The 26,348-nt window shown below is 65.2% G+C and carries 23 protein-coding genes; 10 read left to right on the forward strand and 13 right to left on the reverse strand.

The window, feature by feature from the left end:
• Positions 1–24: 24 nt before the first annotated feature.
• Positions 25–1,869 (reverse strand): cation:proton antiporter, encoded by a 1,845-nt coding sequence (locus GJV37_RS01895; protein ID WP_024766887.1) that lies wholly within the window; start codon positions 1,867–1,869, stop codon positions 25–27.
• Positions 1,870–1,957: 88 nt separating this feature from the next.
• Between GJV37_RS01895 and xerD the strand changes: the two genes are divergently transcribed.
• From xerD to GJV37_RS01920, 5 genes are all read left to right on the forward strand, one after another.
• Positions 1,958–2,854, forward strand: a complete 897-nt coding sequence (gene xerD, locus GJV37_RS01900) for a site-specific tyrosine recombinase XerD (RefSeq protein ID WP_024766888.1) — start codon at positions 1,958–1,960, stop codon at positions 2,852–2,854.
• A gap of 227 nt (positions 2,855–3,081) precedes the next feature.
• Positions 3,082–3,810, forward strand: a complete 729-nt coding sequence (locus GJV37_RS01905) for a disulfide isomerase DsbC N-terminal domain-containing protein (RefSeq protein WP_024766889.1) — start codon at positions 3,082–3,084, stop codon at positions 3,808–3,810.
• Positions 3,811–3,984: 174 nt separating this feature from the next.
• On the forward strand, positions 3,985–5,289 hold the full coding sequence (locus tag GJV37_RS01910; protein ID WP_024766890.1) for a homoserine dehydrogenase: 1,305 nt from the start codon (positions 3,985–3,987) through the stop codon (positions 5,287–5,289).
• Positions 5,290–5,340: 51 nt separating this feature from the next.
• Positions 5,341–6,750 carry a threonine synthase gene (thrC, locus tag GJV37_RS01915; protein ID WP_170859346.1) on the forward strand — a complete coding sequence of 470 codons (1,410 nt, stop codon included), beginning with the start codon at positions 5,341–5,343 and terminating at the stop codon, positions 6,748–6,750.
• 171 nt (positions 6,751–6,921) lie between these two features.
• Complete coding sequence (locus tag GJV37_RS01920) at positions 6,922–7,203, forward strand: DUF3509 domain-containing protein (RefSeq protein ID WP_024766891.1); 282 nt, start codon at positions 6,922–6,924, stop codon at positions 7,201–7,203.
• 103 nt (positions 7,204–7,306) lie between these two features.
• On the opposite strand, the gene GJV37_RS01925 is transcribed toward GJV37_RS01920, so the two are convergent.
• From GJV37_RS01925 to GJV37_RS01945, 5 genes are all read right to left on the reverse strand, one after another.
• A complete protein-coding gene (locus GJV37_RS01925) occupies positions 7,307–8,008 on the reverse strand; it encodes an ABC transporter ATP-binding protein (RefSeq protein ID WP_024766892.1) in 702 nt (233 codons plus the stop codon).
• A gap of 3 nt (positions 8,009–8,011) precedes the next feature.
• A complete protein-coding gene (livG, locus tag GJV37_RS01930) occupies positions 8,012–8,779 on the reverse strand; it encodes a high-affinity branched-chain amino acid ABC transporter ATP-binding protein LivG (protein ID WP_024766893.1) in 768 nt (255 codons plus the stop codon).
• The gene (locus tag GJV37_RS01935; protein ID WP_054907400.1) at positions 8,776–10,032 is read right to left on the reverse strand and encodes a high-affinity branched-chain amino acid ABC transporter permease LivM; all 1,257 of its coding nucleotides are present in this window, start codon (positions 10,030–10,032) and stop codon (positions 8,776–8,778) included. Before GJV37_RS01935 ends, livG begins: the two co-directional genes overlap by 4 nt.
• Positions 10,029–10,952, reverse strand: coding sequence for a high-affinity branched-chain amino acid ABC transporter permease LivH (livH, locus tag GJV37_RS01940; RefSeq protein ID WP_024766895.1), 924 nt, complete (start codon positions 10,950–10,952; stop codon positions 10,029–10,031). The genes GJV37_RS01935 and livH overlap by 4 nt, the downstream gene beginning before the upstream one ends.
• Before the next feature lie 116 nt (positions 10,953–11,068).
• Positions 11,069–12,190: a branched-chain amino acid ABC transporter substrate-binding protein gene (locus tag GJV37_RS01945; protein WP_024766896.1), complete on the reverse strand. Its 1,122-nt coding sequence runs from the start codon at positions 12,188–12,190 to the stop codon at positions 11,069–11,071.
• A 309-nt stretch (positions 12,191–12,499) separates the two neighbouring features.
• On the opposite strand from GJV37_RS01945, the gene GJV37_RS01950 reads away from it, so the two are divergent.
• Together GJV37_RS01950 and GJV37_RS01955 are read left to right on the forward strand one after the other, a co-directional pair.
• The gene (locus GJV37_RS01950) at positions 12,500–12,817 is read left to right on the forward strand and encodes a DUF2288 domain-containing protein (RefSeq protein ID WP_024766897.1); all 318 of its coding nucleotides are present in this window, start codon (positions 12,500–12,502) and stop codon (positions 12,815–12,817) included.
• A 66-nt stretch (positions 12,818–12,883) separates the two neighbouring features.
• The gene (locus GJV37_RS01955) at positions 12,884–13,249 is read left to right on the forward strand and encodes a DUF5064 family protein (RefSeq protein ID WP_024766898.1); all 366 of its coding nucleotides are present in this window, start codon (positions 12,884–12,886) and stop codon (positions 13,247–13,249) included.
• A 182-nt stretch (positions 13,250–13,431) separates the two neighbouring features.
• On the opposite strand, the gene phnE is transcribed toward GJV37_RS01955, so the two are convergent.
• From phnE to GJV37_RS01975, 4 genes are read right to left on the reverse strand one after another with little or no spacing between them, the layout of a single operon-like run.
• Positions 13,432–14,202: a phosphonate ABC transporter, permease protein PhnE gene (gene phnE / locus GJV37_RS01960; protein WP_084357577.1), complete on the reverse strand. Its 771-nt coding sequence runs from the start codon at positions 14,200–14,202 to the stop codon at positions 13,432–13,434.
• A complete protein-coding gene (locus GJV37_RS01965) occupies positions 14,199–15,041 on the reverse strand; it encodes a PhnE/PtxC family ABC transporter permease (RefSeq protein WP_193452118.1) in 843 nt (280 codons plus the stop codon). Before GJV37_RS01965 ends, phnE begins: the two co-directional genes overlap by 4 nt.
• On the reverse strand, positions 15,035–15,841 hold the full coding sequence (locus tag GJV37_RS01970; RefSeq protein WP_193452119.1) for a phosphonate ABC transporter ATP-binding protein: 807 nt from the start codon (positions 15,839–15,841) through the stop codon (positions 15,035–15,037). The genes GJV37_RS01965 and GJV37_RS01970 overlap by 7 nt, the downstream gene beginning before the upstream one ends.
• A complete protein-coding gene (locus GJV37_RS01975) occupies positions 15,838–16,695 on the reverse strand; it encodes a putative selenate ABC transporter substrate-binding protein (protein ID WP_024764632.1) in 858 nt (285 codons plus the stop codon). Before GJV37_RS01975 ends, GJV37_RS01970 begins: the two co-directional genes overlap by 4 nt.
• A 164-nt stretch (positions 16,696–16,859) precedes the next feature.
• On the opposite strand from GJV37_RS01975, the gene GJV37_RS01980 reads away from it, so the two are divergent.
• Together GJV37_RS01980 and GJV37_RS01985 are read left to right on the forward strand one after the other, a co-directional pair.
• Positions 16,860–17,759 (forward strand): NAD(P)-dependent oxidoreductase, encoded by a 900-nt coding sequence (locus tag GJV37_RS01980; RefSeq protein WP_084357575.1) that lies wholly within the window; start codon positions 16,860–16,862, stop codon positions 17,757–17,759.
• Entirely contained in the window at positions 17,756–18,547 is a 792-nt protein-coding gene (locus GJV37_RS01985) for a hydroxypyruvate isomerase family protein (protein ID WP_037010207.1), read from the forward strand. The genes GJV37_RS01980 and GJV37_RS01985 overlap by 4 nt, the downstream gene beginning before the upstream one ends.
• Positions 18,548–18,560: 13 nt before the next feature.
• On the opposite strand, the gene GJV37_RS01990 is transcribed toward GJV37_RS01985, so the two are convergent.
• Complete coding sequence (locus tag GJV37_RS01990) at positions 18,561–20,723, reverse strand: putative bifunctional diguanylate cyclase/phosphodiesterase (RefSeq protein WP_169888911.1); 2,163 nt, start codon at positions 20,721–20,723, stop codon at positions 18,561–18,563.
• 296 nt (positions 20,724–21,019) lie between these two features.
• Between GJV37_RS01990 and GJV37_RS01995 the strand changes: the two genes are divergently transcribed.
• Positions 21,020–22,678: a phosphoethanolamine transferase gene (locus GJV37_RS01995; protein WP_170859343.1), complete on the forward strand. Its 1,659-nt coding sequence runs from the start codon at positions 21,020–21,022 to the stop codon at positions 22,676–22,678.
• 79 nt (positions 22,679–22,757) lie between these two features.
• On the opposite strand, the gene GJV37_RS02000 is transcribed toward GJV37_RS01995, so the two are convergent.
• Positions 22,758–23,210, reverse strand: a complete 453-nt coding sequence (locus tag GJV37_RS02000; RefSeq protein ID WP_024764627.1) for a universal stress protein — start codon at positions 23,208–23,210, stop codon at positions 22,758–22,760.
• Between the two features lie 221 nt (positions 23,211–23,431).
• Positions 23,432–26,284: an RNA polymerase-associated protein RapA gene (rapA, locus tag GJV37_RS02005; RefSeq protein WP_169888908.1), complete on the reverse strand. Its 2,853-nt coding sequence runs from the start codon at positions 26,282–26,284 to the stop codon at positions 23,432–23,434.
• Positions 26,285–26,348 lie beyond the last annotated feature (64 nt).

A 26,348-nucleotide genomic window follows, 5' to 3' on the forward strand; every position in this document is an offset into this window, starting at 1 on the left:
AAGATAGGGTGACGTAGCCAGTCGTCAGGTTCTTGCGACTTGGGCCGTTTCATTCCTACTCGACGCCCCTTCAGCTACTTCCTCGATCAGCGAAATCACCGTCCATCCCGTGCCGGGCGTCAGCGGCCGCTCGGGGCTGGCAATGTGCAGGCGGCCATTCGGGTCCTTGGCGAACAGCAGCAGCGCACGGCCTTCGTGCAGCGCCTGATAGTCCTCCCAGCCAAAGTTCTCGCTCAGTAGGGTCGAGCGGATTTCCGCGCCGCGAGCGATAAGGCCAGCCATCTGTGGATAAGTGATCGTCGATTGCCCCAGCGGCCGGCCGCGATGGCGGTCGCTGACCCGATGCTTCTCGCTGCGCCTGCTGTCCTGGCTGCTGGGCAGGATGAAGCGCTGGCGCGGGTTGAACTCGTGGCGAAAGCTCATGCACATCAGCGCATTGAGTTCGGCATTGGGCGACAAGGCCAGCAGGTGCCCCAGGCCGATCAGGTCCAGGTGCGCCTCGGCGTGCTGCGAGGCCGGGTTGCCGAAGTAGGTGGGCAGGTTGTCCATGCGCGCGGCGCGGGTGTTCTCCCAGCTCGAGTCGGTGAGCAGTACCTCCACGCCGGCATTCTGCAGGCCGGTGCCGATGGCGCGGGCCACCGGGTTGGCGCCGATGATGAGGAAGCCGGTGGGCACCGGCTCGGCAACTTTCAGCAGGCGGGCCAGCGGTCGTGCGGTGGCGCTTTGCAGGATCACCGTGCCGATGATCACCAGGAAGGTCAGCGGCACCAGCACGCCGGCCTGGGCATGGCCGGCTTCCTGCAGGCGGATGGCGAAGATCGCCGAGACCGCCGCGGCGACGATTCCCCTGGGCGCGATCCAACTCAGCAGCGCCCGTTCCCGCCAGTTCAGCGTTGACCCGGCCGTGGCGATCAGCACGTTCAGCGGCCGTGCGACGAACTGGATCAGCACCAGCACCAGCAGCGCGATCGGCCCCAGGCCGAGCAGGGCCGGCAAGTCCAGCCGCGCGGCAAGCAGCACGAACAGGCCGGAAATCAGCAGGACGCTGAGGTTCTCCTTGAAGTGCAGGATGTGTCGCACGTCGACGCCCTGCATGTTGGCCATGCGCAGGCCCATCACGGTGACGGCGAGCAATCCTGACTCGGACATCACGGTGTTGGACAGCACGAACACGCCAAGGACGACCGACAGCGATGCCAGGTTGTGCAGGTAGTCCGGCAGCCAGTGGCGACGCAGCGCGACGCCCAGCGCCTGGCCGCCGAGCAGGCCGAAGAGGATGCCGCAACCGATCACGCTGATGAAGGTCAGCAGGCTGTCGGTCCACCCGGAGCCTGCGTCGCTCGCGGCGATGAAGGTGTACACCACCACGGCGAGGATGGCGCCGATGGGGTCGATGACGATGCCCTCCCAGCGCAGGATGTTGGCGATGGTGGCGTTGGGGCGGACCACGCGCAGCATCGGCACGATCACGGTGGGGCCGGTCACCAGGGTGAGCGTGCCGAACAGCAGCGCCATCTCCCAGGTGAAGTCCAGCAGGTAGTGGGTGGCCAGGGCGATCACGCCCCAGGTGACCAGCGCTCCAATGGTCACCATGCGGCGTACCACGGTGCCGATTTCCTTCCACTCGTCCAGGTGCAGGGTCAGGCTGCCCTCGAACAGCACCAGGGCTACCGCGAGGGAGACGACGGGGAACAACAGCGGGCCGAACAACGCTTCGGGCGACAGCACGTGCAGGATCGGGCCAACCAGGATGCCGCTCAACAGCAGGAAGAGAATCGCCGGCAGACGCAGGCGCCAGGCCAGCCATTGGCTGAGGAGGGCGGCGATGCCGATACCGGCGAAGGCGTAATAGGTGCTGTGTTCGTCCATGGACCGTCCGAGGTTGTGCAGCAGTGGTGAGGGGGATGGTGTCTATGAAAGACTACCGGCGCCGCTTTTTCCTTTGTACTGGCGTGAAATGACTCCGATTGCTCATCCCCTGATCGACCGCTTCCTCGATGCCCTCTGGCTGGAGAAGGGGCTCTCCGACAACACCCGCAGTGCGTATGGGAGCGATCTCGCCCTGTTCAACGGCTGGCTGGACCAGCGCGGCGTGGTGCTGGAGGCGGCTGGTCGCGACGTGATCCTCGACCATCTGGCCTGGCGCCTGGGCGAGGGCTACAAGGCCCGCTCCACGGCGCGATTCCTTTCCGGGCTGCGAGGCTTTTACCGTTATTGCCTGCGCGAAGGCCTGATCGCCGAGGATCCGACGCTGCTGGTGGACCTGCCGCAACTGGGCAAGCCGCTGCCCAAATCGCTGTCGGAGGCGGATGTGGAGGCATTGCTGGCCGCGCCGGAGACCGATGATCCGCTCGGGCTGCGCGATCGCACCATGCTCGAAGTGCTGTATGCCTGCGGCCTGCGGGTCAGCGAGCTGGTCGGCCTGACCCTGGAGCAGGTGAACCTGCGCCAGGGGGTGGTGCGGGTGCTCGGCAAGGGCAGCAAGGAGCGCCTGGTGCCGCTGGGTGAGGAGGCGATCCGCTGGATCGAGCGCTATGTCCGCGAGGCCCGCGGTGATCTGCTGGCCGGACGGCCCAGCGACGTGCTGTTCCCCAGTCTGCGTGGCGAGCAGATGACCCGGCAGACCTTCTGGCACCGCATCAAGCTGCACGCGAGGGTGGCCGGCATCGGCAAGAGCCTGTCGCCGCACACCTTGCGCCACGCCTTTGCCACCCATCTGCTCAATCACGGCGCCGACCTGCGCGTGGTACAGATGCTGCTGGGGCATAGCGATCTGTCGACCACGCAGATCTACACGCACATTGCCCGAGCACGTCTGCAGGACCTGCACGCCCAGCATCATCCCCGTGGGTGAGCGGGGCTCCGGCAACGCATGCGTTGCCCCGCGAACGACCGGCCATGGATGGCCGGGCCGGGATCGAACTTGGGCAGGTTGCCGCGACAGGGATGTCTACACCTTGTTCGATCTTTGCGAATCAGGCTTGTGAGACACCGCTACGCCGAAGCTTCCCGCTACAGCCTTTGGCTCGGTCTTGCCGGCCCGGTGTGATAGTCTTCGCCGACTGACATCAGGAGTTTTCCATGCGTTTGTCTCGACTTCTGGCTGGTATGGCTATCGGCCTCGCCAGCACTCTCGCCCTGGCCGCCGAACCGGACCAGGCGATCCGCACCACCCTGCAATCGCTGCAGCCTGACCTGCCCATCGAGAATATCTCCAAGGGTCCTCTGGATGGCATCTACCAGGTGCAGCTCAAGGGCGGCCGTATTCTTTACGCCAGCGCCGACGGCCAGTTCGTCGTCCAGGGCAATATCTACCAGGTGAAGGACGGCAAGCCGACCAACCTGACCGAGAAGGCCGAGAGCGCCGGCGTGGCCAAGACCATCAACGCCATCGCCGCCAAGGACATGGTCGTGTTCCCGGCCAAGGGCGAGACCAAGGCGCACATCACCGTCTTCACCGACACCACCTGCCCGTACTGCCAGAAGCTGCACGCCGAAGTGCCGGAACTGCAGAAGCGCGGCATCGAGGTGCGCTACCTGGCCTTCCCGCGCCAGGGGCCGAACTCGCCAGGCGATGCGCAGCTGCAGGCCGTGTGGTGTTCGAAGGACCGCCAGTCGGCCATGAGCGACATGTTCCACGAGAAGGAAGTGAAGGCCGCCAAGTGCGATAACCCGGTGGATGCGCAGTTCGCCCTGGGTCAGATGGTCGGTGTGCAGGGCACCCCGGCGATCATCCTTGCTGATGGCACCATGCTGCCGGGCTACCAGCCGGCCGGCCAGATCGCCAAGCTGGCGCTGGAAGCCAAGTAAGCCGCGGCTTGCGCTCTGATTGACTAATACGGAACCGCTTCGTAATGTTCGGTTCCTTTTGACTAGGGAACAGGCGCCTCGCCTGTTCTGACTTGGTGCCTGCTGCCGTGCCCGCCTCGTTGCGGGCATCGGCGTCTCAGGCACCCCGATGCTGTAATCATGGGGAGTTTCAGCGTGAAACCGGTGAAAGTGGGAATCTGTGGGTTGGGGACCGTCGGTGGCGGTACCTTCAATGTACTCAAACGCAACGCCGAGGAGATTGCCCGCCGTGCCGGGCGTGGTATCGAGGTTGCGCAGATTGCCGCCCGTCGCCCCAATCCGAAGTGTGAAACCGGCAGTACCCCCATTACTGCCGATATCTTCGACGTGGCAAACAACCCGGAAATCGACGTCGTCATCGAGCTGATCGGTGGCTATACCCTGGCCCACGAGCTGGTGCTCAAGGCCATCGAGAACGGCAAGCACGTGGTCACCGCCAACAAGGCGCTGATCGCCGTGCACGGCAACGAGATCTTTGCCAAGGCCCGCGAGAAGGGCGTCATCGTCGCCTTCGAAGCCGCCGTGGCCGGTGGCATTCCGGTGATCAAGGCGATCCGCGAGGGCCTGGCCGCCAACCGCATCAACTGGCTGGCCGGCATCATCAACGGCACCGGCAACTTCATCCTCACCGAGATGCGCGAGAAAGGCCGTGCCTTCGCCGACGTGCTCAAGGAAGCCCAGGCGCTGGGTTATGCCGAAGCCGATCCGACCTTCGACGTCGAAGGCATCGACGCCGCGCACAAGCTGACCATCCTGGCGTCCATCGCCTTCGGCATCCCGCTGCAGTTCGACAAGGCCTACACCGAAGGCATCACCCAACTGACCACCGCCGATGTGAACTACGCCGAGGCGCTGGGCTACCGCATCAAGCACCTGGGCGTCGCCCGCCGTACCGACAAGGGTATCGAGCTGCGCGTGCACCCGACCCTGATCCCGGCCGACCGCCTGATCGCCAATGTGAATGGCGTGATGAACGCGGTCATGGTCAACGGCGATGCCGCCGGTTCCACGCTGTTCTACGGCGCCGGCGCCGGCATGGAGCCCACCGCTTCCTCGGTGGTCGCCGACCTGGTGGACGTGGTTCGCGCCATGACCGCCGACCCGGAGAACCGCGTGCCGCACCTGGCCTTCCAGCCGGACTCGCTCTCCGACCACCCGATCCTGCCGATCGACGCCTGCGAAAGCGCCTACTACCTGCGCATCCAGGCCAAGGACCATCCGGGCGTACTGGCCCAGGTGGCGACCATCCTCTCCGAGCGCGGCATCAACATCGAATCGATCATGCAGATGGAAGTCGAAGAGCATGACGGTCTGGTGCCGATGATCCTGGTTACCCACCGCGTGCTCGAGTCCCGCATCATCGAAGCCATCGCCGCGCTGGAAGCGCTGGATGACGTCGTCGGCAATGTCGTACGCATCCGCGTCGAACAACTGAATTGAATCGACTGCGGCGGCGCCTGCGCGCCGCTGCCAACCCGAAGGTTTCACACCATGCGTTACATCAGTACCCGCGGCCAGGCGCCTGCGCTGAACTTCGAAGACGTGCTGCTGGCTGGCCTGGCCAGCGACGGCGGCCTCTATGTGCCGGAAAACCTGCCGCGCTTCACCGTCGAGGAGATTGCCTCCTGGGCCGGCCTGCCTTACCACGAGTTGGCCTTCCGGGTGATGCGCCCGTTCGTTGCCGGCAGCATTTCCGATGCCGACTTCAAGAAGATCCTCGAGGAGACCTACGGCGTCTTCGCCCACAACGCCGTGGCGCCGCTGCGCCAGCTCAACGGCAACGAGTGGGTGCTGGAGCTGTTCCACGGCCCGACCCTGGCCTTCAAGGACTTCGCCCTGCAACTGCTCGGCCGCCTGCTCGACCACGTGCTGACCAAGCGCGGCGAGCGTGTGGTGATCATGGGCGCCACCTCCGGCGACACCGGCTCGGCCGCCATCGAGGGCTGCAAGGCCTGCGAGAACGTCGATATCTTCATCATGCACCCGCACAACCGTGTGTCCGAGGTGCAGCGCCGGCAGATGACCACCATCCTCGGCGAGAACATCCACAACATCGCCATCGAAGGCAACTTCGACGACTGCCAAGAGATGGTCAAGGCCAGCTTCGCCGACCAGGGCTTCCTGAAAGGCACCCGCCTGGTGGCAGTGAACTCGATCAACTGGGCGCGGATCATGGCCCAGATCGTCTACTACTTCCATGCCGCCCTGCAGCTCGGCGCACCGGCCCGCTCCGTGGCCTTCTCGGTGCCCACCGGCAACTTCGGCGACATCTTCGCCGGCTACCTGGCGCGCAACATGGGCCTGCCGGTCAGCCAGCTGATCGTCGCGACCAACCGCAACGACATCCTGCACCGCTTCATGTCCGGCAACCGCTACGACAAGGACACCCTGCACGCGTCGCTGTCGCCGTCCATGGACATCATGGTCTCGTCCAACTTCGAGCGCCTGCTGTTCGACCTGCACGGCCGCAATGGCAAGGCTGTTGCCGAGCTGATGGACAACTTCAAGGCCACCGGCAAGCTGGCCGTCGAGGATGACCGCTGGACCGAAGCCCGCCGCCTGTTCGATTCGCTGGCGGTGAGCGACGAGGAGACCTGCGAGACCATCGCCCAGGTCTACGCCGAGTCCGGCGAACTGCTGGACCCGCACACCGCCATCGGCGTGCGCGCCGCTCGCGAGTGCCGTCGTAGCCTGGCGGTGCCCATGGTCACCCTGGGCACCGCGCATCCGGTCAAGTTCCCGGAAGCGGTGGAGAAGGCCGGCATCGAGGCCGTCCCGGCGCTACCGGCGCACCTGACCGACCTGTTCCAGCGCGAAGAGCGTTGCACCGTTCTGCCGAACGAGCTGGCCAAGATTCAGGCCTTCGTCAGCGCCCACGGCAACCGCGGCAAGCCACTCTAAAACGCGGCTCGCTGTCCGGAAAAACCCGCCAATCGGCGGGTTTTTTCATGCCCGCAGGAACGGGCTGTGAAACATGCCGTCATGACCAACGGTACTGAAACTCGCGAACTTTATCGCCGAACGTGCGGTCTTCTTCCTGTGTTTTTTCATTTCGCAACAAGGAGATACGACATGGACCGGCTAAGCGCCCTGCTGACCGAGACCTTCGCTCCCTACGCTCCCTCCCTGGGCCCGGCACGCCCCGACGGCGGCCGAATTCTGACCCTCACCAACGACGAAGGAGACGTGGTACTACGGCGAGTCATCGAGGGCCAGCATCTGGCCGACCATGACCAGAGTGCGGATGCGGTGCAGACCATCCGCCGCGACCTGCTGATCTCCGAAGGTCGCATGGAGGATGATGTCGTTTCCCAGTTGCGCCGGCGCGCTCAGGTGCTGAGCTACGGCACCTGATCCACCCCGATGTGAGAACGCCGCCCACCGGGCGGCGTTCTCGTTTGTGCGTCAGAAATGAAAAACGGCCCCGAAGGGCCGTTTCTCAACGCAATGGAAAAGGTCAGCCGCCGAGGTACGCGTCGCGCACCTTGGGGTTCACCAGCAGGTTGGCGCCGGTGTCCTGCATGACGATGCGACCGTTTTCCAGCACGTAGCCGCGGTCGGCGAGCTTGAGCGCCTGGTTGGCGTTCTGCTCGACGAGGAAGACGGTCACGCCTTCCTGGCGCAGCTGTTCGACGATGTCGAAGATCTGCTGGATGATGATCGGCGCCAGGCCCAGGGACGGCTCGTCGAGCAGCAGCAGCTTGGGCTTGCTCATCAGCGCACGGCCGATGGCGAGCATCTGCTGTTCGCCGCCGGACATGGTGCCGCCGCGCTGGTTGAAGCGTTCCTTCAGACGTGGGAACAGGGCCAGGACCTTGTCCATCTGCTCCTGGTAGTCACCCTTGCTGGTGAAGAAACCGCCCATGGCGAGGTTCTCTTCCACGGTCAGGCGGGCGAACACGCGGCGGCCTTCGGGCACGACGGCGATGCTCTTGCGCATGATCACGGAGGATTCCTTGCCGACCAGCTCCTCGCCCATATAGGTGATGCTGCCGGACGAGGCGCGCGGCGAGCCGCACAGGGTCATCAGCAGGGTCGACTTGCCAGCGCCGTTGGCGCCGATCAGGGTGACGATCTCGCCCTGCTGGACTTCCATGCTGACGTCGTGCAGCGCCTGGATCTTGCCGTAGAAGGTGGAAACCTTGTCGAACTTCAGCATGACTCAGGACTCCCCCAGATAGGCTTTGATCACATCCGGGTTGCCGCGGATTTCCTCCGGGGTGCCGTCCGCCAGGGGAGTGCCCTGGTTGATCACGTAGATATGGTCGGAAATGCTCATCACCAGCTTCATGTCGTGCTCGATGAGCAGGACGGTGACGCCGTGCTCGGAGCGCAACATGGCGATCAGCGCCTTGAGGTCCTCGGTTTCCCGCGGGTTCAGGCCGGCCGCCGGCTCGTCCAGCATCAACAGCTGCGGGCGGGTCATCATGCAGCGGGCGATCTCCAGGCGGCGCTGTTGGCCGTAGGCGAGGGTGCCCGCCGGGCGGTTGGCGATGTCCTTGAGGTTGACGATGTCCAGCCAGTGCGAGGCGTAGTCCAGGGCCTCGGCTTCCGCGCGACGGAAGGCCGGGGTCTTGAGCAGGCCGGCGAGGAAGTTGGTGTTGATGTGCCGGTGTTGCGCCACCAGCAGGTTCTCCACCGCGGTCATTTCCTTGAACAGGCGTACGTTCTGGAAGGTCCGCACCACGCCCTTGTGGGCGATCTTGTGGCCCGGCAGGCCCTGGATGGGCTCGCCGCGCAGCAGGATCTCGCCACCGGTGGGGGCGTAGAAGCCGGTCAGGCAGTTGAATACGGTGGTCTTGCCGGCGCCGTTGGGGCCGATCATCGAGATCACCTGTTTTTCCTGGACCTTCAGGGCCACGTTGTTGACGGCCAGCAGCCCACCGAAGCGCATGGTGAGGCCGGATACTTCAAGAATCGGTCGGCTCATTTGCGCAACTCCAGGTGCGGGCGCTGCATGGGCAGAAGCCCCTGCGGACGCCAGATCATCATCAGCACCATGAGGGCGCCGAACATCAGCATGCGGTACTCGCTGAACTCACGCATCAGTTCGGGCAGCAGGATCATCACCACGGCGGCCAGGATGACGCCGAGCTGGGAGCCCATGCCACCCAGCACCACGATGGCGAGGATGATGGCCGATTCGATGAAGGTGAACGACTCCGGGGTGACCAGGCCCTGGCGCGCGGCGAAGAAGCTGCCGGCAAAACCGGCGAAGCAGGCGCCGAGGGTGAAGGCGGAGAGCTTGATCAGCGTCGGGTTGAGGCCCAGCGCACGGCAGGCGATCTCGTCTTCGCGCAGGGCTTCCCAGGCGCGGCCCAGGGGCATGCGCAGCAGGCGGTTGATCACGAACAGCACCAGCAGCACCAGCAGCAACGCGACCAGGTAGAGGAACACGACCTTGTAGTTCGAGTTGTAGGCGATGCCGAAGAACTCGTGGAAGGTCTGCATGCCCTCGGGGGCGCGGCGCTCGAAGGTCAGGCCGAACAGGGTCGGCTTGTCGATGTTGCTGATGCCGTTGGGGCCGCCGGTCAGCTCGGTCATGTTGCGCAGCAGGATGCGGATGATCTCGCCGAAGCCCAGGGTCACGATCGCCAGGTAGTCCCCGCGCAATCTCAACACCGGGAAGCCGAGGATGAAGCCGAAGAACGCCGCCATCAGGCCGGCGATCGGCAGGCACACCCAGAAGCCCAGGCCGTAGTAGTGCGACAGCAGCGCGTAGCTGTAGGCGCCCACGGCATAGAAGCCGACGTAGCCGAGGTCGAGCAGGCCAGCCAGGCCCACCACGATGTTCAGGCCCAGGCCCAGCAGCACGTAGATCAGGATCAGGGTGGCGATGTCCACCGCGCCGCGCGAGCCGAAGAACGGCCAGGCGAGGGCGACGACGATCAGGCCCATGATGATCTTGCGTTGCACGGAGGCGTGGGTCAGGCGTTCGGCCAGACGGGTATGCGGATGCGACAGGGCTTGCTTGACGCTGCCGCCGAAGGCGAAGCGGTCACGCACCAGCTGCCAGACGAACATCAGCACGGCACAGGCGGCGATGGTCCACAGGCGGGTGGGGCTGACGTTTTCCAGCTGCAGGCCGATACCGATCACGCTGAGCTTCAGGCCCAGCACCGGGTAGGCCACGGCCATCACCAGCAGGGCGCTGAAGAAGGCGGTCTTGAGTTTCCGAGTCATACCTTTTCCACCTCCGGGCGACCGAGCAGGCCAGTGGGGCGGAAGAGCAGCACGAGCACCAGCAGGGTGAAGGCCACCACGTCCTTGTACTGGTCACCGAACACGTCGGCGCCAAAGGCTTCGGCCACGCCCAGCACCAGGCCGCCGAGCATGGCGCCCGGGATGCTGCCGATGCCGCCCAGCACCGCGGCGGTGAATGCCTTGATGCCGGCGAGGAAGCCGATGTGCGGGTTGATCACGCCGTATTGCAGGCCCAGCAGCACCGCAGCCACGGCGGCCAGGGTGGCGCCGATGACGAAGGTCAGGGCGATGATGTTGTTGGTATTGATGCCCAGCAGGTTGGCCATCTTCAGGTCCTCGGCGCAGGCGCGGCAGGCGCGGCCCAGGCGGGAGCGGGAGATGAACATGGACAGGCCGTACATGGTCAGCAGGGTGACGATGAAGATCAGCACCTGCATGTACGAGATGGTCACGCCGGTCATTTCGTCGGCGCCGATCACGAAGTTGCCCGGCAGCAGGTTGGGGATTGCCTTGTCCTTGGAATCCTGGGCGAGTAGCACTTCGTTCTGCAGGAAGATCGACATGCCGATCGCGGAGATCAGCGGAATCAGCCGGTTGCTTCCGCGCAGTGGCCGATAGGCGATCCGCTCGATGCTGTAGCCGTAGGCGCTGGTGACGATGATCGCCGCGGCGAAGGTGCAGATGATGACGACAGGAAGACTCACGATTCCCATCATCGCCAGCCCCGTGATCACGATGAAGGCCACGTACGAGCCAATCATGTACACCTCGCCATGGGCGAAGTTGATCATGCCGATGATGCCGTAGACCATGGTGTAGCCGATGGCGATCAGGGCATAGGTGCTGCCGACGGTGAGGCCGTTGATCAGCTGTTGCAGGTAGTGATAGAGCTCAGGCATTACCTAACTCCTCGGGCGTCGCGTGAAGCGGCGCTTGTGGCGCGACGGACCCCCGGAATACTCGGATAAACAAAGCCCACTGCGTGGGCAGTGGGCTTTGTGTGGCGGCGGGTGGCTTACTTGGCTTCGGTCTTGGTGCCGTCCTTGTGCCACTGGTAGACCACGAAGTTGAAGTTCTTCAGGTCGCCCTTCTCGTCGAAGGCCAGGTCACCGGTCGGGGTTGCGAAGGTGTTGGCGCGCAGAGCGGCGGCTACCTTGTCGGTGTCCTCGCTGCCGGCTTTCTTGATGCCTTCGGCGATGACCTGGACCGCGGCGTAGGCCGGGAACACGAACGGACCGCTCGGGTCTTCGTTCTTGGCCTTGAAGGCGTCAACCAGGGCCTGGTTCTTCGGATCCTGGTCGAAGGACTTCGGCAGGGTCACATACAGGCCTTCGGAAGCCGGGCCGGCGATGGCGGAGATTTCCTTGTTACCCACGCCTTCCGGGCCCATGAAGCCGACTTTCAGGCCTTTCTCGGCAGCCTGGCGCAGGATCAGGCCCAGCTCCGGGTGGTAGCCGCCGTAGTAGACGAAGTCGACCTTGGCCTGCTTGAGCTTGGCGATCATCGCGGAGAAGTCCTTGTCGCCGGCGTTGATGCCTTCGAACAGGGCGACCTTGATGCCGGCGCCTTCCAGGGTCTTCTTCACGGCAGTGGCGATGCCTTCGCCGTACTGCTGCTTGTCGTGGATCACGGCCACGGTCTTGGGCTTGATGTGCTCGGCGATGAACTTGCCGGCGGTCGGGCCCTGCAGGCTGTCGAGACCGATGGTGCGGAAGATCAGCTTGTAGCCGCGGGAAGTGATGTCCGGGCTGGTGGAGGCGGCGGTGATCATCAGCACGCCTTCGTCTTCGTAGATGTCCGAAGCCGGTTGAGTGGAGCTGGAGCACAGGTGGCCAACGACGAACTTGACGCCATCGTTGACGATCTTGTTGGCAACGGCCACGGCTTGTTTCGGGTCGCAAGCGTCGTCGTAGACCACGCCTTCGAGTTGCTTGCCGTCGACGCCGCCGGCCTTGTTGATCTGCTCAATGGCCATTTTCGCGCCAATGAACTGCATCTCCCCATACTGGGCGACTGCGCCGGTCACCGGGCCGGCCAGAGCGATCTTGATGGTGTCGGCGGCCATGGAGAAGCTGGCAACGCCGGCCAGGGCCATGGCGGTGAACAGCTGGGAAAGACGCTGAGTACCCTTTTTCATAGTGCTCCACTCTTCTTGTGTTTTCGTTTTTGTAGTCCTGGTGGCCGAGGGGCTACCGGACCGGGATTGCCCCGGACAGGCCCACCGGCAACTGTACCGGTACAGTGTAGAGTGCCGCCGGACCGCTTGAAAAGCGGGGGGCGGACAGCCGACTGTGGGCATGTCGCAAGATTGAAACAAACGTACAGAAAAACGGCGCCTTCCGACTCATCCCCATGGGTTTTTCGTCACCATGGAAAACGCCGTCCGAACCTTGCCTGGCGCGGTCCCGGCGCTATCATGGCGCCGTTCGTTTACCAGGTGAGATCCATGACAGAAGAAGCTAGCACCCTCTATGCCAAGTTGCTTGGCGAAACCGCGAAGATTTCCTGGCAGGAGCTCGCGCCCTTCTTTGCCCGCGGCAGCCTGCTCAAGGTCGCGGGTTCTGCCGATCTGGTGGAGGTCGCGATGGGCGTGGCCGAGGACGACAGGGCGAAGGTATCGGCCTGGCTGGCCAGTGGTGAGCTGAGCAAGGTCGACGAAAAGCTCGCGCAGGATTTTCTCGACCGCGACCCGGAGCTCTGGGCGGTAGTGATCGCCCCCTGGGTGCTGGTACAGGAAAGAGTTCGAAAAGAGTCCGTGCACTGACACTGGGCGATTTCCAATTCGCCAAGGCCGGCTAGACTGTCGGGATTCCATAGAAGGAGATTCGCCATGTTCGAACCGGGCCATCTGCATCTCCAGTCCCTGCCGGGGCTGGGGCAGCAGGAGATCGACGCTCACATCAACTATGAAGTCCGCAAGGATGTGGAAAAAGGCACCATCGTTCACTTCGTCATGAAGGGCGAGATCGACGGCAATGCCTTCACCGAAGAATGGGACATGCCCAAGGAACAGGCCTTCAATTTCGCCAGCGATGCCACCCGCATCGCGCAGAAGCATGGCCTGCACCCGCGATTCGGCTCGATGGTGCGCAATCACAAGGAATACGACGCGATGTTCGAGGACATCCGTCAGAAGCTCGGCACCCAGCCCGGCGACCCGATCGACCTGGACAAGGTGATCCACGGCGACTCGTAACCGACGTACGCAATAAAAAGCCTGGCCTGTGTGCCGGGCTTTTTATTGCGTGCGGTCCTGCCCCGCCAGGCGCCGGCGGTTCACCTGTAGGAGCGAGCTTGCTCGCGAACGGATTCACCGGTGACTCCGTCGTGAGGCGGTTCGCGAGCAAGAACTGGGGGGCCCACTCGCTTCCACCAGCGCTAGTGGCTCACCCAGCGCTGCCGCGCCCAGGCGCTGAGCGAATCCACACACAGCACCAGCAACAGCATGGCGAGGATCACGGTCGCCGCCTGGGCCTGCTGGAACAGGCTGAGGCTGAAATACAGCATCTGCCCCAGCCCACCCGCGCCGACGAAGCCGAGCACGCTGGCCATGCGGATGTTGTTCTCCCAGCGGTAGAGCATGTACGCCACCAGTTGCGGCCAGACGGCCGGCAGGGTGCCGTAGGCGAATGCGGCGATGCGTCCGCCACCGGCCAGGCGCACGGCTTCTGCCGGGGCGCTCGGGGAATTCTCCAGCGCCTCGGCGAACAGCCGGCCGAGCACGCCGCCGGTGTGCAGGGCCAGGGCGAGCGTGCCGGCGTTCGGGCCCAGGCCGGCGGCCAGCACCATCAGTGCGCCCCAGACCAGCTCCGGCACCGCGCGCAGGGCGTTGAGCAGCAGCCGCGAGAGGCTCTGCGCAATACGCCCGAAGCGCCCGGCCGCGGGCAGCGCCAGCAGCATGCCCAGCAGCGCTGCGAGCAGGGTGCCGATGGCCGACATGGCCAGGGTCTCCAGGGCGCCGCGCCCGACTGCCGCGAGGTGCGTTGCGCTCAGGTCCGGCGAGAGGAAATCGCGCCCGTAATCGAGCATCTGGCCCAGGCCGCGCGCGTCGAACAGGCCGCCGCTGTCCATCTCCAGGTAGGCGAAGGACGCGCCGACGGCGAGCAGGATCAGCAGCAGCCAGCCCAGGCTGCGCAGCAGGCCGGTCATTCGAGCCTCCCGCGCAGGAAGCGGCTGAGCAGGTCGGCGGCCAGCACCAGCACCAGGAAGGTCAGCAGGATGCTGGCCACCTCGCCGCCGGCGAACATGCGCAGCGACAGATCGATCTGCTGGCCGAGGCCGCCGGCGCCGACGAAGCCCATCACCACCGAGGCGCGGATCGCGCACTCCCAGCGATAGACGGTGTAGGAAATCAGTTCCGCCGCCGCCGAGGGCAGCACGCCGTAGGCGAAGGCCTGCAACCGCGAGCCGCCGCCCAGCAGCACAGCGCGCGTCGGTCGCGGGTCCACCGATTCGAAGATTTCCGCGTAGACCTTGCCGAGCATGCCGCCGTAGGTGATGGCGATGGCCAGCACGCCGGCGGTGGGACCCAGGCCCACGGCGCGGACGAACAGCAGCGCCCAGACAATTTCCGGTACGCTGCGCAGCACGATCAGCAGGCCGCGCACCGGCCAGCGCAGCGCTCGCGCCCACCAGGCCGGCAGCCCGCCGCGGGGCAGGGCGGAGATCGACAGCGCGCGGGTTGCCAGCAAGGCGGCGGGGAAGGCGATCAGCCAGGCCAGCGCCATGCCGGCGGTGGCGATGGCCAGGGTTTCCAGGGTGGCGCGGCCGAGCAGGGCGAGGAACTCGTCGTCATGGGCCGGCGGCCAGAAGCCGGCTAGGAAGTTCGCCATGGTCCGCGCGTTGTCGCCACTGAACAGGCTGGCGATATCCAGTTCGGACAGGCGTAATCCAGGCCACAGCAGGGCCAGGGCGAGCAGGGTGAGCAGCAGGCGCGGCAGCGCCGCCGGATCGCGGAGCGAGGTCTTCGACAGAGCAGGGTTCAGCATCGCGGGATCTGCACCACCACGGGCCTGCCTTCCGGCGAGGAAGCACCCTGCTGGCCGAGCTGCTCGTTGGCGTACAGCGCGCGCAGGTCGTCGGGGCTGACGCTCTGTGTCGCCTTGTCGAAGGCGATACGGCCATCACGCACGCCGACGATACGCGGGAAGTGCTCCAGCGCCAGGTCCACGGCATGCAAGCTGGCGAGCAGCGTTACGCCGCGGTTCTGCGCTTCCCGAGTCAACACGCCGAGGGTGTGCCCGGCGAGCACCGGGTCCATGGCCGAGACGGGTTCATCCGCCAGCAGCACTTCGGCCTGCTGGTACAGCGCACGGGCGATGCCGACGCGTTGCAGCTGGCCGCCGGAAAGCTTGTCGCAACGTTCGAAGAGCTTGTCGCCCAGGTCCAGGCGCTGCAGCTCGCTGTGGGCGCCGGTGCTGTCGAGAGGGTAGAGCAGGCTGGCCAGGCTTTTCCACAGCGGCCATTGGCCGAGGCGGCCGGCGAGAACGGCGGTGACCACCCGCTGGCGCGGTGGCAGCGGCGGAGCCTGATGCACCAGGGCGATACGCGAGCGCAGGCGCTGGCGCGCGGGGCCGCTCAGTGCCCACGGCTGGGTGCCTAGCAGGTCGAAACTGCCGGAAGCGGGTTTCAGGGCGGTGGCCAGGATGCGCAGCAGGGTGGTCTTGCCGGCGCCCGAAGGGCCGATGATCGCCACCCGTTCGCCGGCATCGACGCTCAGGTCGATGCCGGCGAGCGTGCGCTGGCCGTTGGCGTGGATGTGCTCCACGCCGGTCAGTTTCAGGGTCACTTCAGCAGGCCGGCGGCGCGCGCCGATTCCTCGATGCCCTTGTAGTTCTCAGGCTGGGTCTCGATGAAGCGGCTGGCCGCCTGCAGGTCGAGGATTTCCTTGTCGCGCGGTTTGCCCGGGTCGAGGGCGAGGAAGGCTTTCTTGATCTTCTCGGCCAGGGCCGGATCGAGGTTGCCGCGCACGGTCCAGTTGTAGTCGTAGTAGGTCGGCGTAGTGGCGAAGACCTTCACCTTGTTGGTGTCGACCTTGCCGCTGTCCACCAGCTTCTGCCAGACCGAAGCGTTGAGCACGCCAGCATCGACCTTGCCGGCCTGGACCCAGGCCACGGTGGCGTCGTGGGCGCCGGAATAGGCGACGCGGGAGAAGAACTGCTCGGGCACCACGCCGTCCTTCTGCATGAAGTAGCGCGGCATCAGGCTGCCGGAGGTGGACGAGACCGAGCCGAAGGCGAAGGTCTTGCCCTTGAGGTCCTGGATCGATTTCACGTTCGGGTCGGCAGTGATGAATTTGCTGGTGAACTGCTGGTCCTGCTCGCGCTGCACCAGCGGGATGGCGTTGCCGGTCTTCAAGCGCGCCTGGACGAAGGTGAAGCCGCCCAGCCAGGCCATGTCCAGGCGATCCGAGGCCAGGGCCTCGACCACGCCGGCGTAGTCGGACACCGGGATGAACTTCACCGGCATGCCCAGTTGCTCTTCAAGGTAGGCGCCCAGCGGCTTGAACTTGCGCAGCAGTTCGGTCGGGGCTTCGTCGGGGATGGCGGAGACCTTGAGTTCCTTCGGTGTATCGGCGTGGGCGAAGACGGCGGACAGGGACAGAGCGAAACCGGCGGCGAGCGCCAGGGTGCGTTTGAGCATGGGGAGAGTTCTCCGGGTCAATGGCGGAAAAAACTCCGGCAGTATAGTGGCGGCGCGACTGTTTGGCTGCTCTGGCATCGTCGCAGCGGCTGCGGCCGGCAACCGGCGGTGCCTGCTAGAATGCCGCTCCCCGTACTTTCCCAGCCTTGTACCGGAGATTACTCATGTCGTCCGCCATTCCCTCCCTTGCCTTTGCCGGCCTCGGCCTGATGGGCGTGCCCATGTCCCGCCGCCTGCTTGCCGCCGGCTTCCCGCTGACGGTGTGGAATCGCTCCGCCGGCAAGCGCGAACTGCTCGCCGCCGAAGGTGCGCAGGCCGTGGCGATGCCTGCGCAGTTGTGTGCCGATGCCGAGGTGGTGATGCTCTGCCTGGCCGATACTGCCGCCGTGCGCGAAGTGGTGTTCGGTGCCGGCGGCATCATCGAGGGCGCTCGCGCAGGCCAGGTGCTGGTGGACTTCTCCAGCCTGGAACCGGCCGCCACCCGCGAGATGGCCGCCGAGCTGGAAGCGCGCACCGGCATGCGCTGGGTCGACGCGCCGGTCTCCGGCGGTACGCCGGGCGCCGAAGCGGGTACGTTGGCAATCATGGCGGGCGGGCGCGTCGAGGACATCGAGCGCGTGCGGCCGATCCTGGCCCATCTCGGCCAGCGCCTGACGCGTATGGGCGACGTCGGCGCGGGGCAGGTGACCAAGGTGTGCAACCAGATGATCGTCGCCTGCAATGCGCTGGTGATCGCCGAAGTGGTGGCGCTGGCGGAGAAATCCGGCGTCGATGCCAGCCTGATCGCGCCCGCCCTGGCCGGCGGTTTCGCCGATTCCAAACCCTTGCAGATCCTGGCTCCGCAGATGGCGCAGAGCCAGTTCGAGCCGGTGAAGTGGCACGTGCGCACGCTGCTCAAGGACCTGGACACTGCCGTGAAGCTTTCCCGCGAGGAAGGCTCGGCCACGCCGATGAGCGGCCTCGCCGCCCAACTGATGCGCCTGCACGGTAGCCAGGGCAATCTTGAACGCGACCCGGCTACCCTGGTCGAGCAATACCGTCTTTCGAAGGAATTCCCCGTATGAAACTCTGCGCCAACCTGTCCCTGCTGTTTACCGAAGTCCCGCTGCTGCAGCGTATCGACGCCGCCGCCAAGGCCGGTTTCGAGGGCGTGGAGATCCAGTTCCCGTACGACGTCCCCGCGCAGGACCTGAAAGCTGCACTGGATGAAGCCGGCCTGCCGCTGATCCTCATCAACCTGCCGGCCGGCGACCTGATGCAGGGCGGCCCGGGCATTGCGGCTGTGCCGGAGCGCGCGGCGGAGTTCGAGGCGGCGCTGGCCAAGGCGCTGGACTACGCGCGCATCGTCAAGCCGCAGCACGTCAACGTGCTGGCTGGCCGGCTGGTCGAGGGGCAGGAGCGCGAGGTTGCTCTGCAGACCCTGGCCGAGCGTCTGCGCAGCACCTGCGATGCCTTCGCCGGCACGGGCACCGACGTGCTGATGGAAGCCATCAACTGCCATGACATGAAGGATTTCCTGCTCAATACCCCGGAGCACCTGCAGGACATGCTCGAGCGCGTGGCGCGGGAAAACCTGCGTGCGCAGCTGGACCTCTACCACATGGCGCGCATGGGCCTGGAGCTGGTGGATTGCATCTACGCGCTGATGGGCCAGATCGGCCACGTGCAGTTCGCCGACTACCCCGAGCGCGGCGAGCCGGGCTCGGGCGAGATGGAATTCGAAGTGCCGCTGCAGGTGCTCGATGACGTCGGCTACGACGGCTGGCTGGGCGCGGAGTACCGCCCCACCGGCACCACCGCCGACTCCCTGCGCTGGCTGCCGCGCTGGCGTGCGGGGAAGTTCGATTTCTGAGGGAACCCCGCAGTCAGGCCTGATTGCGCAGCAAGGCCGTGTCGCTGTCTTCGCGGTAGGCCTCGAGGAATTCCACCAGTGCGGAGAGGGGCAACGGGCGGCTGAACAGGTAACCCTGGGCCAGCTCGCAATGGTTATCGCGCAGGAACGTCAGTTGCTGCGCGTGCTCTACGCCCTCGGCGATCACCTTCAGGTGCAGCTTCTGCGCCATGGCGATGATCGCCTGGGCGATCTCGCTGTCGCGGCGCGACTGCGGCACGTCGCGGATGAAGGAGCGGTCCACCTTCAGCGCATCCAGCGGCAGCTGGCGCAGATAGGACAGCGATGAGTAACCGGTGCCGAAATCGTCGATCGACAGGCTCACACCCAGCTCGCGCAGGCGGTTGAGCAAGGGAACGGCCTGGCTGATATTGGACATCACGGCGTTCTCGGTGACCTCCATCTCCAGGTAGCGCGCGGCAAGGCCGGTTTCTTCGAGCGTCTGCTGGACTTCATCGACCAGCCCTTCGCGGCCGAGGTTGCTGGCGCAGCAGTTCACCGCTACCCGCAGGTCCGTGTGGCCCAGGTCGTGCAGGCGTCGCAGGTCCTCGCAGGCGCGGCGCAGTACCCAGGCGTCGAGCGCACCGATCAGGCCATTGGCGGTCGCCAGGCCGATGAAGCGGTCCGGCGCCAGCAGGCCGTGGGTAGGATGCTTCCAGCGCACCAGCGCTTCGAGCTGTTCCACTTCGCCATGATCGATACGCAGGATCGGCTGGTAGTAGAGCACCAGCTCGTCGTCCCACAACGCCTTGCGCAGTTCTTCCTCCAGCTGCAGTTCCTGGGTCGCCTTGGTCTTCAGGTGCGGGCTGAAGAAATGCGTGGCGTTGCGGCCGTTGCCCTTGGACTGATAGAGCGCCAGGTCCGCGTGCTTGAGCAGTTCTTCGGGTTGATCGCCGTCGTTGGGGAACAGGCTGATGCCCACGCTCATGGTCATCACCAGGTTGCGCCCGGCCGTGCTGATCGGCTCCTTCATGCGCTGCATCAGGCGTTGCGCGAGGATGCGCGCCTCGTGGTCCTCACCCAGGTCGGCGAGGATGCAGAACTCGTCGCCGCCAAAGCGCGCCAGCAGGTCGGTGCTGCGCAGCGCACTGCGCAGGCGCTCGGAAACGATGCACAGCAGCTCGTCCCCGGCGGCATGGCCAAGGGAATCGTTGACCCGCTTGAAGTGGTCGACGTCCAGCAGGATGACCGCCATGCCCTGGCCCTTCTGCCGATTGCGCTGCAGGCGGGCGGTGAATTCCTCGTTGAGCGCGTTGCGGTTATGCAGGCCGGTGAGGCCGTCGAAGCGGGCCAATTGCTGCAGCGAGGCATTGGCGTGGTCCAGTTGGCTGAGCAGGGCGTTGACCCGGCTCAACTCGCTTTCCTTGCTTTCCAGGCTGTCTTCGATCCAGGCCGCCCAGAGCCCGGCGAGCACTACGGCGAGGGCCAACAGGCCAACCATCAGGCCGAGCTGGATGGCGTTGTTGCGCCCAAGGTCCGCCACCGGCGCTACCCAGGAGGGCAGGGTCAGGGTCAGGGCGGCCATGCCGGTGAAGTGCATACTGGCGATGGCGCCACCCAGCAGCAGGCTGGCGAAAACCTGGTAGATCCACTGGCGGCCCGCCGGCTGACGATTGAGTACCGGCGCCAGTACCAGGGCGACGAAGGCCACCAGCACGGCCATCAGCACCGACAGGGTAACCAGCAGCGGGTCGTAATGCTGCATCGGCGGCGACTCGATGGCGGCCATGCCGGTGTAGTGCATCCCGGCGATGCTGGCGCCGATGCAACAGGCGGCCAGCAGGTACTGCAGGGGGCTAAGGCCCGCGTGGGCGAGCAGGCGCATGGCGACCACGCAGATGGCGATGGCGATGAGCAGGGAGATCAGTGTCAGGCCGCCGGAGAAGTGCAGCGGAACCGACGAGCGGAAGGCCAGCATGGCGACGAAGTGCATCGACCAGATGCCGCTGCCCAGGCAGATGCCGCCGACCCACTGCCAACGGTGCGCATGTTGCGGTGCGCGGACCATCCGTGCGGCGATGCTCAGCGCGACGAAGCTGGCGACGCAGGCGATGAGGATGGCCAGCAGGACCAGGCCGGAATTGTGAGAGCACTCCAACAGCACAGCATCGGGTAAGGCGTCCTTCTGCCAGTCCATGGGCGGGATGCTCCAGATGTCGGGGGAGGTGGTTGGCGAATTGATATCACTTTGATGTGAGTCTAGGAAGCTGTCCGCGGCCCGCAAGGTCTTGCGGCCATTTCCGACAAACTGGTTAATACGAAACGACGTACGGTAGTGCCAGATTCTGCTTTGATATTCTCCAGACTCTGAAGGAAGTGCGGTGTTTCGAAATTGACACTTTTTTGACTAATTGCCCGCTAGAGTTGCGCCGCCGGCCGGCAGCATCGGCCATCCCATTTCCTATCCGACTATCGATGTAAGGAGTGCGCTCGATGTCCGAGGGCAAGCGCCGCCTCTTTCCCCAGGTCAGCTCTGCAAGGCTGGTCCTGCTGTTCTCGCTGGCACTGGTGCTGTTCTACAACTTCGCCACCTGGCGGGCCCTGAACAGCCTGGTGCCCATGGAGGGCCTCTGGGGCGTGGCGTTCTTCGCCTCGTTCGCCTTGTTCCTCTGGGCCGCCTTCACGTTGTTGCTGACCCTGGTGTCCTTCCGTCCTTTGCTCAAGCCGGCGTTGACCCTGGTGGCGCTGGTTTCGGCGGCGGCGGCGTACTTCATGAACTCCTACGGTGTCGTGATCGATACCATGATGGTGCAGAACGTCATCGAGACCAATCCCGGCGAGGCCGCCGCGCTGTTCAGCGCGCGCATGGTCGGCTACCTGCTTCTGCTGGGCGTGCTGCCGGCGGTGATCATCTGGTTGACGCCGGTCCGCTACAGCCCGTTCTTCCGCGGGCTGCTGAACAAGGTGCTGGTCATCTTCGGTTGCCTGGTGGTGGTCGCCGTCTGCGTCGGTTCGTTCTACTCCACCTACGCGCCGGTGTTCCGCCAGGAAGAGAAGCTGACCCACTTCATCAACCCGACCAACTACATCTATGCGGTGAGCAAGTTCACCAAGCAGCGCCTGGGCATCAAGGAACATCTGGTGGTGCAGCCCATCGGCGAGGACGCGGTAATGCCGCGCAAGGTGAATGCCGACGGCAAGAAGTCGCTGATGATCTTCGTGGTCGGCGAAACCGCCCGTGCGGACCATTTCTCCCTCAATGGCTACGCGCGCGAGACCAACCCGGAGCTTGCGAAGCTCGATATCCTCAACTTCACCAACGTCAGTTCCTGCGGCACGTCCACGGCGGTTTCCGTGCCCTGCATGTTCTCGAAGTTCCCCCGCGAGGACTACAGCGACAAGAAGGGCAAGACCAACCAGGGGCTGCTCGACATCCTCCAGCGGGTCGGCGTGTCGGTGCTCTGGCTGGACAACAACAGCGATTGCAAGGGCACCTGCCTGCGTGTGCCCAGCCGCGATATCTCGAAGGATCAGCCGGGCCCGTTCTGCGACGGCAATCGTTGCCTTGACGAAGCCATGCTGCAGGACCTGCAGGCTTACATCGATGGCCTGAAGGACAACGCGATCATCGTCCTGCACGCCGATGGCAGCCATGGTCCGGAGTATTACGATCGTTATCCGAAGTCCATGGAGCGCTTCACCCCGGTCTGCCATACCAACCAATTGGGCAGTTGCAGCAAGGAAGAGCTGGTGAACGTCTACGACAACACCATCCTCTACACCGATTACTTCCTCTCCAAGGTCGTGGAGCTGCTCAAGCACAACGAGGGACGCTTCGATACGTCGATGCTTTACGTCTCCGACCACGGTGAGTCGCTGGGTGAGAACGGTGTGTATCTGCACGCCGCGCCCTATGCCATCGCGCCCAAGGCGCAGACCCACGTGCCCATGGTGATGTGGTTCGGCGACGGCGCCCTGGGTGGCATGGGCGTAGATCGCGGCTGCCTGGAGAAGAAAGCCGGCGGCGACGAGCTGAGCCATGACAACCTGTTCCATTCGGTGCTCGGGCTTTACGGTGTACAGACCAGCCTGTACCAGCCGGACCTGGACATCTTCCACTCCTGCAAACGTGCCATGACCGCTTCGCAATGACTGAAGGGCCGATCTGAACGGCGGCCATGAAAAAGGCCCTGCGGCTTCTGCCGCAGGGCCTTTTGTTTTCCGGGAGCTGTTACTTCTCGCGAACCAGCAACACCGGACGGTTGCTGACGCGCAGCAGGCCTTCGGCCACGCTGCCCAGCATCAGGCGACGTACGCCACGGCGGCCGTGGGTGCCCATCACGATGACATCGGCCTTGGAGGCTTCGGCCTCGATCTCGATGCGCTCGGCAATTTCCTCGCTGGCGCGCTCCTGGCAGACCCGCTCGAAGCTGGTTTTCACCGGGAACTCGGCGATCTTCTCCTTCGCCTTGCCGAGGATGTCATCGGCGGCCTTCAGCGCGGCTTCGCGCAGCGGCTCCGGGTTGTAGTACACGGCGTAGTCGGGCAAATGGCGCAGCGGGCTGTCGACGATGGTGATGACGCGCAGCTCGCCGCCGCTCAGCTGAGCCAGCTTGGCCGCCTCGACCAGGGCTCGGTCGGAAACCGGGCTGCCGTCCACCGCTACCAGAATGCGCTCGTACATGATGTGTTCCCTCAATGAGTGGCTTGGTAGGGAAACTCTATCCCCCCATGGGCGAGAATCCCTTGCGCAGCGTCAATGGTAGTCGGTGTGCCTGAATATGCCGGGAATAGAGCGGGTTGTTTCGCTGATCGTGGGGCTCGCCATTGCGTAGGAACGGTGCCCATGAAAAAAGCCGCCACCGGGTGCCCGGTGGCGGCTTCTTCATTTCGGCGTTGCCGCGATCAGCCGGCGACCAGCACGCGGATCGCCTCCAGGCGCAGCGAGGCCTTGTCCAGCATCGCCAGGCTGTCGTCACGCTGCTTGCGCAGGGCATCCAGCTCGCTGTCACGCACGCTGGGGTTGACGGCCTTGAGCGCGGTCAGGCGCGCCAGCTCTTCGTCCAGGGTCGCTTTCAACTGCTGGCGAGCCAGCTCCACGCGCTCGGCATGGCGCGGGGTGATCTTGGTCTCGGCCACGGAGAATTGCTTCGCCAGCACGTCGCGCTGGGCCTGCACGAACTTGTTGGCGCTGGCGCGCGGCACGCTTTCCAGCTGATCGTTCAGGGTGTCGAAGGACACGCGCGAGGACAGGTCGTTGCCGTTGGCGTCCATCAGGCAGCGCAGCGCCACTGGCGGCAGGAAGCGGCCGAGCTGCAGCTTGCGCGGTGCCACGGCCTCGCTGACGAACAGCAGTTCCAGCAGCACGGTACCGGGCTTGAGTGCCTTGTTCTTGATCAGCGCCACCGAGGTATTGCCCAGCGAGCCGGACAGCACCAGGTCCATGCCGCCCTGCACCATGGGGTGTTCCCAGGTGAGGAACTGCATGTCTTCACGGGCCAGCGCCTGGCCGCGGTCGTAGGTGACGGTCACGCCTTCGTCGTCGCCCAGCGGGAAGCTGGCGTCGAGCATCTTCTCGCTGGGGCGCAGGATCAGGGCGTTCTCGGAATGGTCCTCGCTGTCGATGCCATAGGTGTCGAACAGGCGCTCCATGTAGATCGGCAGGGCGAACTGGTCGTCCTGTTCCTCGATCTCCGCCACCAGCGCCTCGCCTTCGCCGGCGCCGCCGGAGTTGAGCTCCAGCAGGCGGTCGCGGCCGTTGTGCATCTCGGCTTCCAGCGCCTCGCGGGCAGCGGTGCCTTCGGCCAGCAGGGCCTCGAAGGCGTCGTCGTCGCCGCCGTCCAGCAGTTCCACCAGGCGCGGGCCGAAGCGGTGCTGCAGGGCGTTGCCGGTGGGGCAGGTGTTGAGGAAGGCGTTCAGCGCCTGGTGGTACCACTGGAACAGGCGTTCCTGCGGGCTGTTTTCCAGGTGCGGGACGTGGATCTGGATGGTGTGCTTCTGGCCGATCCGGTCCAGGCGGCCGATGCGCTGTTCCAGCTGGTCCGGGTGGGCCGGCAGGTCGAACAGCACGAGGTGATGGGCGAACTGGAAGTTGCGGCCTTCGCTGCCGATTTCCGAGCAGACCAGCACCTGGGCGCCGAACTCTTCATCGGCGAAGTAGGCGGCGGCGCGGTCGCGTTCGAGGATGCTCATGCCTTCGTGGAACACGGTGGCCGGGATGCCGGACTTCAGGCGCAGGGCGTCGCCCAGGTCCATGGCGGTCTCGGCATGGGCGCAGATCACCAGCACCTTGTACTGCTTGAGCATCTTCAGGGTGTCGATCAGCCACTCGACGCGCGGGTCGAAGCGCCACCAGCGGTTGTTCTCGTCGCCGTCGTCGGCCTGGGCCTGGAAGCTGACTTCCGGGTAGAGGTCCGGGTGCTCGCCCAGCGGCAGCTCCATGTACTCGATCGGGTTGGCCAGTACGTAAGGATGCAGTTGGCGTTCCGGGAAGCCCTGCACGGCGGCGCGGGTATTACGGAACAGCACGCGGCCGGTGCCGTGGCGGTCGAGCAGCTCGCGTACCAGGCGGGCGCGGGCCTCTTCATTGCCGGCCTCGACGCTGGCCAGCAGCTCGTCGCCCTCGCTGCCGAGGAAGCCGTGGATGGCCTGGCGCGCGGTAGGGGAGAGGGTGCCCTGGTCGACCAGTTCCTGCACCGCTTCGGCAACCGGGCGGTACTGACTGCTTTCGGTGCGGAAGGCTTCCAGGTCGTGGAAGCGGTCCGGATCGAGCAGGCGCAGACGGGCGAAGTGGCTATCCAGGCCGAGCTGTTCCGGGGTCGCGGTGAGCAGCAGCACGCCAGGGATGACCTGGGAGAGTTGCTCGACCAACTGGTATTCCGGGCTGGCCTGTTCCGGGTGCCACACGAGGTGGTGGGCCTCGTCGACCACCAGCAGGTCCCATTCGGCAGCGAACAGCGCGTCCTGGGCCTTCTCGTCCTCGCGCAGCCATTCCAGCGCCACCAGGGCCAACTGGGTGTCCTCGAAGGGATTGCTGGCATCGCTCTCGACGAAGCGCTCGCGGTCGAACAGCGCGACTTCCAGGTTGAAGCGCCGGCGCATTTCCACCAGCCACTGGTGCTGCAGGTTTTCCGGTACCAGGATCAGCACGCGGCTGGCGCGGCCGGAGAGCAGCTGGCGGTGGATCACCAGGCCCGCTTCGATGGTCTTGCCCAGGCCCACTTCGTCGGCCAGCAGGACGCGCGGCGCCATGCGGTCGGCGACTTCGCGGGCGATGTGCAGCTGGTGCGCGATGGGTTGCGCGCGGGCGCCGCCCAGGCCCCACAGCGAGGACTGCAGCAGGCGGGTGCGGTGTTCCAGGGTGTGGTAGCGCAGGCCGAACCAGGACATCGGGTCGATCTGCCCGGCGAACAGGCGGTCGCTGGCCAGGCGGAACTGGATGAAGTTCGACAGCTGGGTTTCCGGGACGGTGTGCGGCTCGTTCTGCGCGGTGATGCCGTGGTAGATCAGCAGGCCGTCGATCTCGTCCACTTCGCGGACGGTCATCTTCCAGCCTTCGAAGTGGGTGATCTGATCGCCCGGGGCGAAGCGCACGCGGGTCAGCGGCGCATTGCGCTCGGCGTACTGGCGGGTATCACCGGTGGCCGGATAGAGCACCGTGAGCATGCGGCCATCCAGCGCCAGGATGGTCCCCAGGCCGAGTTCCGCTTCACTGTCACTGATCCAGCGTTGACCGGGTTGATACTGCGCCATGGACACCTCCCAAAAAAAGCCGGCTATGGTACCGGAACGCGCAGCGTTCAGCGATGGCCGTCGGCGCCTC

The sequence above is a fragment of the Pseudomonas nitroreducens genome, assembly GCF_010994165.1.
Taxonomy (GTDB): domain Bacteria; phylum Pseudomonadota; class Gammaproteobacteria; order Pseudomonadales; family Pseudomonadaceae; genus Pseudomonas; species Pseudomonas nitroreducens.

What these genes read in the sequence shown, in the direction of transcription:
- GJV37_RS01980 (WP_084357575.1), top strand. Translation starts at nt 16,860, where the DNA reads ATGTCGTCCGCCATTCCCTCCCTTGCCTTTGCCGGCCTCGGCCTGATG.
- GJV37_RS01905 (WP_024766889.1), top strand. Translation starts at nt 3,082, where the DNA reads ATGCGTTTGTCTCGACTTCTGGCTGGTATGGCTATCGGCCTCGCCAGC.
- GJV37_RS01895 (WP_024766887.1), bottom strand. Translation starts at nt 1,869, where the DNA reads ATGGACGAACACAGCACCTATTACGCCTTCGCCGGTATCGGCATCGCC.
- GJV37_RS02000 (WP_024764627.1), bottom strand. Translation starts at nt 23,210, where the DNA reads ATGTACGAGCGCATTCTGGTAGCGGTGGACGGCAGCCCGGTTTCCGAC.
- GJV37_RS01995 (WP_170859343.1), top strand. Translation starts at nt 21,020, where the DNA reads ATGTCCGAGGGCAAGCGCCGCCTCTTTCCCCAGGTCAGCTCTGCAAGG.
- GJV37_RS01955 (WP_024766898.1), top strand. Translation starts at nt 12,884, where the DNA reads ATGTTCGAACCGGGCCATCTGCATCTCCAGTCCCTGCCGGGGCTGGGG.
- GJV37_RS01920 (WP_024766891.1), top strand. Translation starts at nt 6,922, where the DNA reads ATGGACCGGCTAAGCGCCCTGCTGACCGAGACCTTCGCTCCCTACGCT.
- GJV37_RS01935 (WP_054907400.1), bottom strand. Translation starts at nt 10,032, where the DNA reads ATGACTCGGAAACTCAAGACCGCCTTCTTCAGCGCCCTGCTGGTGATG.
- xerD (WP_024766888.1), top strand. Translation starts at nt 1,958, where the DNA reads ATGACTCCGATTGCTCATCCCCTGATCGACCGCTTCCTCGATGCCCTC.
- GJV37_RS01985 (WP_037010207.1), top strand. Translation starts at nt 17,756, where the DNA reads ATGAAACTCTGCGCCAACCTGTCCCTGCTGTTTACCGAAGTCCCGCTG.
- GJV37_RS01990 (WP_169888911.1), bottom strand. Translation starts at nt 20,723, where the DNA reads ATGGACTGGCAGAAGGACGCCTTACCCGATGCTGTGCTGTTGGAGTGC.
- GJV37_RS01925 (WP_024766892.1), bottom strand. Translation starts at nt 8,008, where the DNA reads ATGCTGAAGTTCGACAAGGTTTCCACCTTCTACGGCAAGATCCAGGCG.
- GJV37_RS01965 (WP_193452118.1), bottom strand. Translation starts at nt 15,041, where the DNA reads ATGCTGAACCCTGCTCTGTCGAAGACCTCGCTCCGCGATCCGGCGGCG.
- livG (WP_024766893.1), bottom strand. Translation starts at nt 8,779, where the DNA reads ATGAGCCGACCGATTCTTGAAGTATCCGGCCTCACCATGCGCTTCGGT.
- livH (WP_024766895.1), bottom strand. Translation starts at nt 10,952, where the DNA reads ATGCCTGAGCTCTATCACTACCTGCAACAGCTGATCAACGGCCTCACC.
- GJV37_RS01975 (WP_024764632.1), bottom strand. Translation starts at nt 16,695, where the DNA reads ATGCTCAAACGCACCCTGGCGCTCGCCGCCGGTTTCGCTCTGTCCCTG.
- thrC (WP_170859346.1), top strand. Translation starts at nt 5,341, where the DNA reads ATGCGTTACATCAGTACCCGCGGCCAGGCGCCTGCGCTGAACTTCGAA.
- GJV37_RS01950 (WP_024766897.1), top strand. Translation starts at nt 12,500, where the DNA reads ATGACAGAAGAAGCTAGCACCCTCTATGCCAAGTTGCTTGGCGAAACC.
- GJV37_RS01945 (WP_024766896.1), bottom strand. Translation starts at nt 12,190, where the DNA reads ATGAAAAAGGGTACTCAGCGTCTTTCCCAGCTGTTCACCGCCATGGCC.
- phnE (WP_084357577.1), bottom strand. Translation starts at nt 14,202, where the DNA reads ATGACCGGCCTGCTGCGCAGCCTGGGCTGGCTGCTGCTGATCCTGCTC.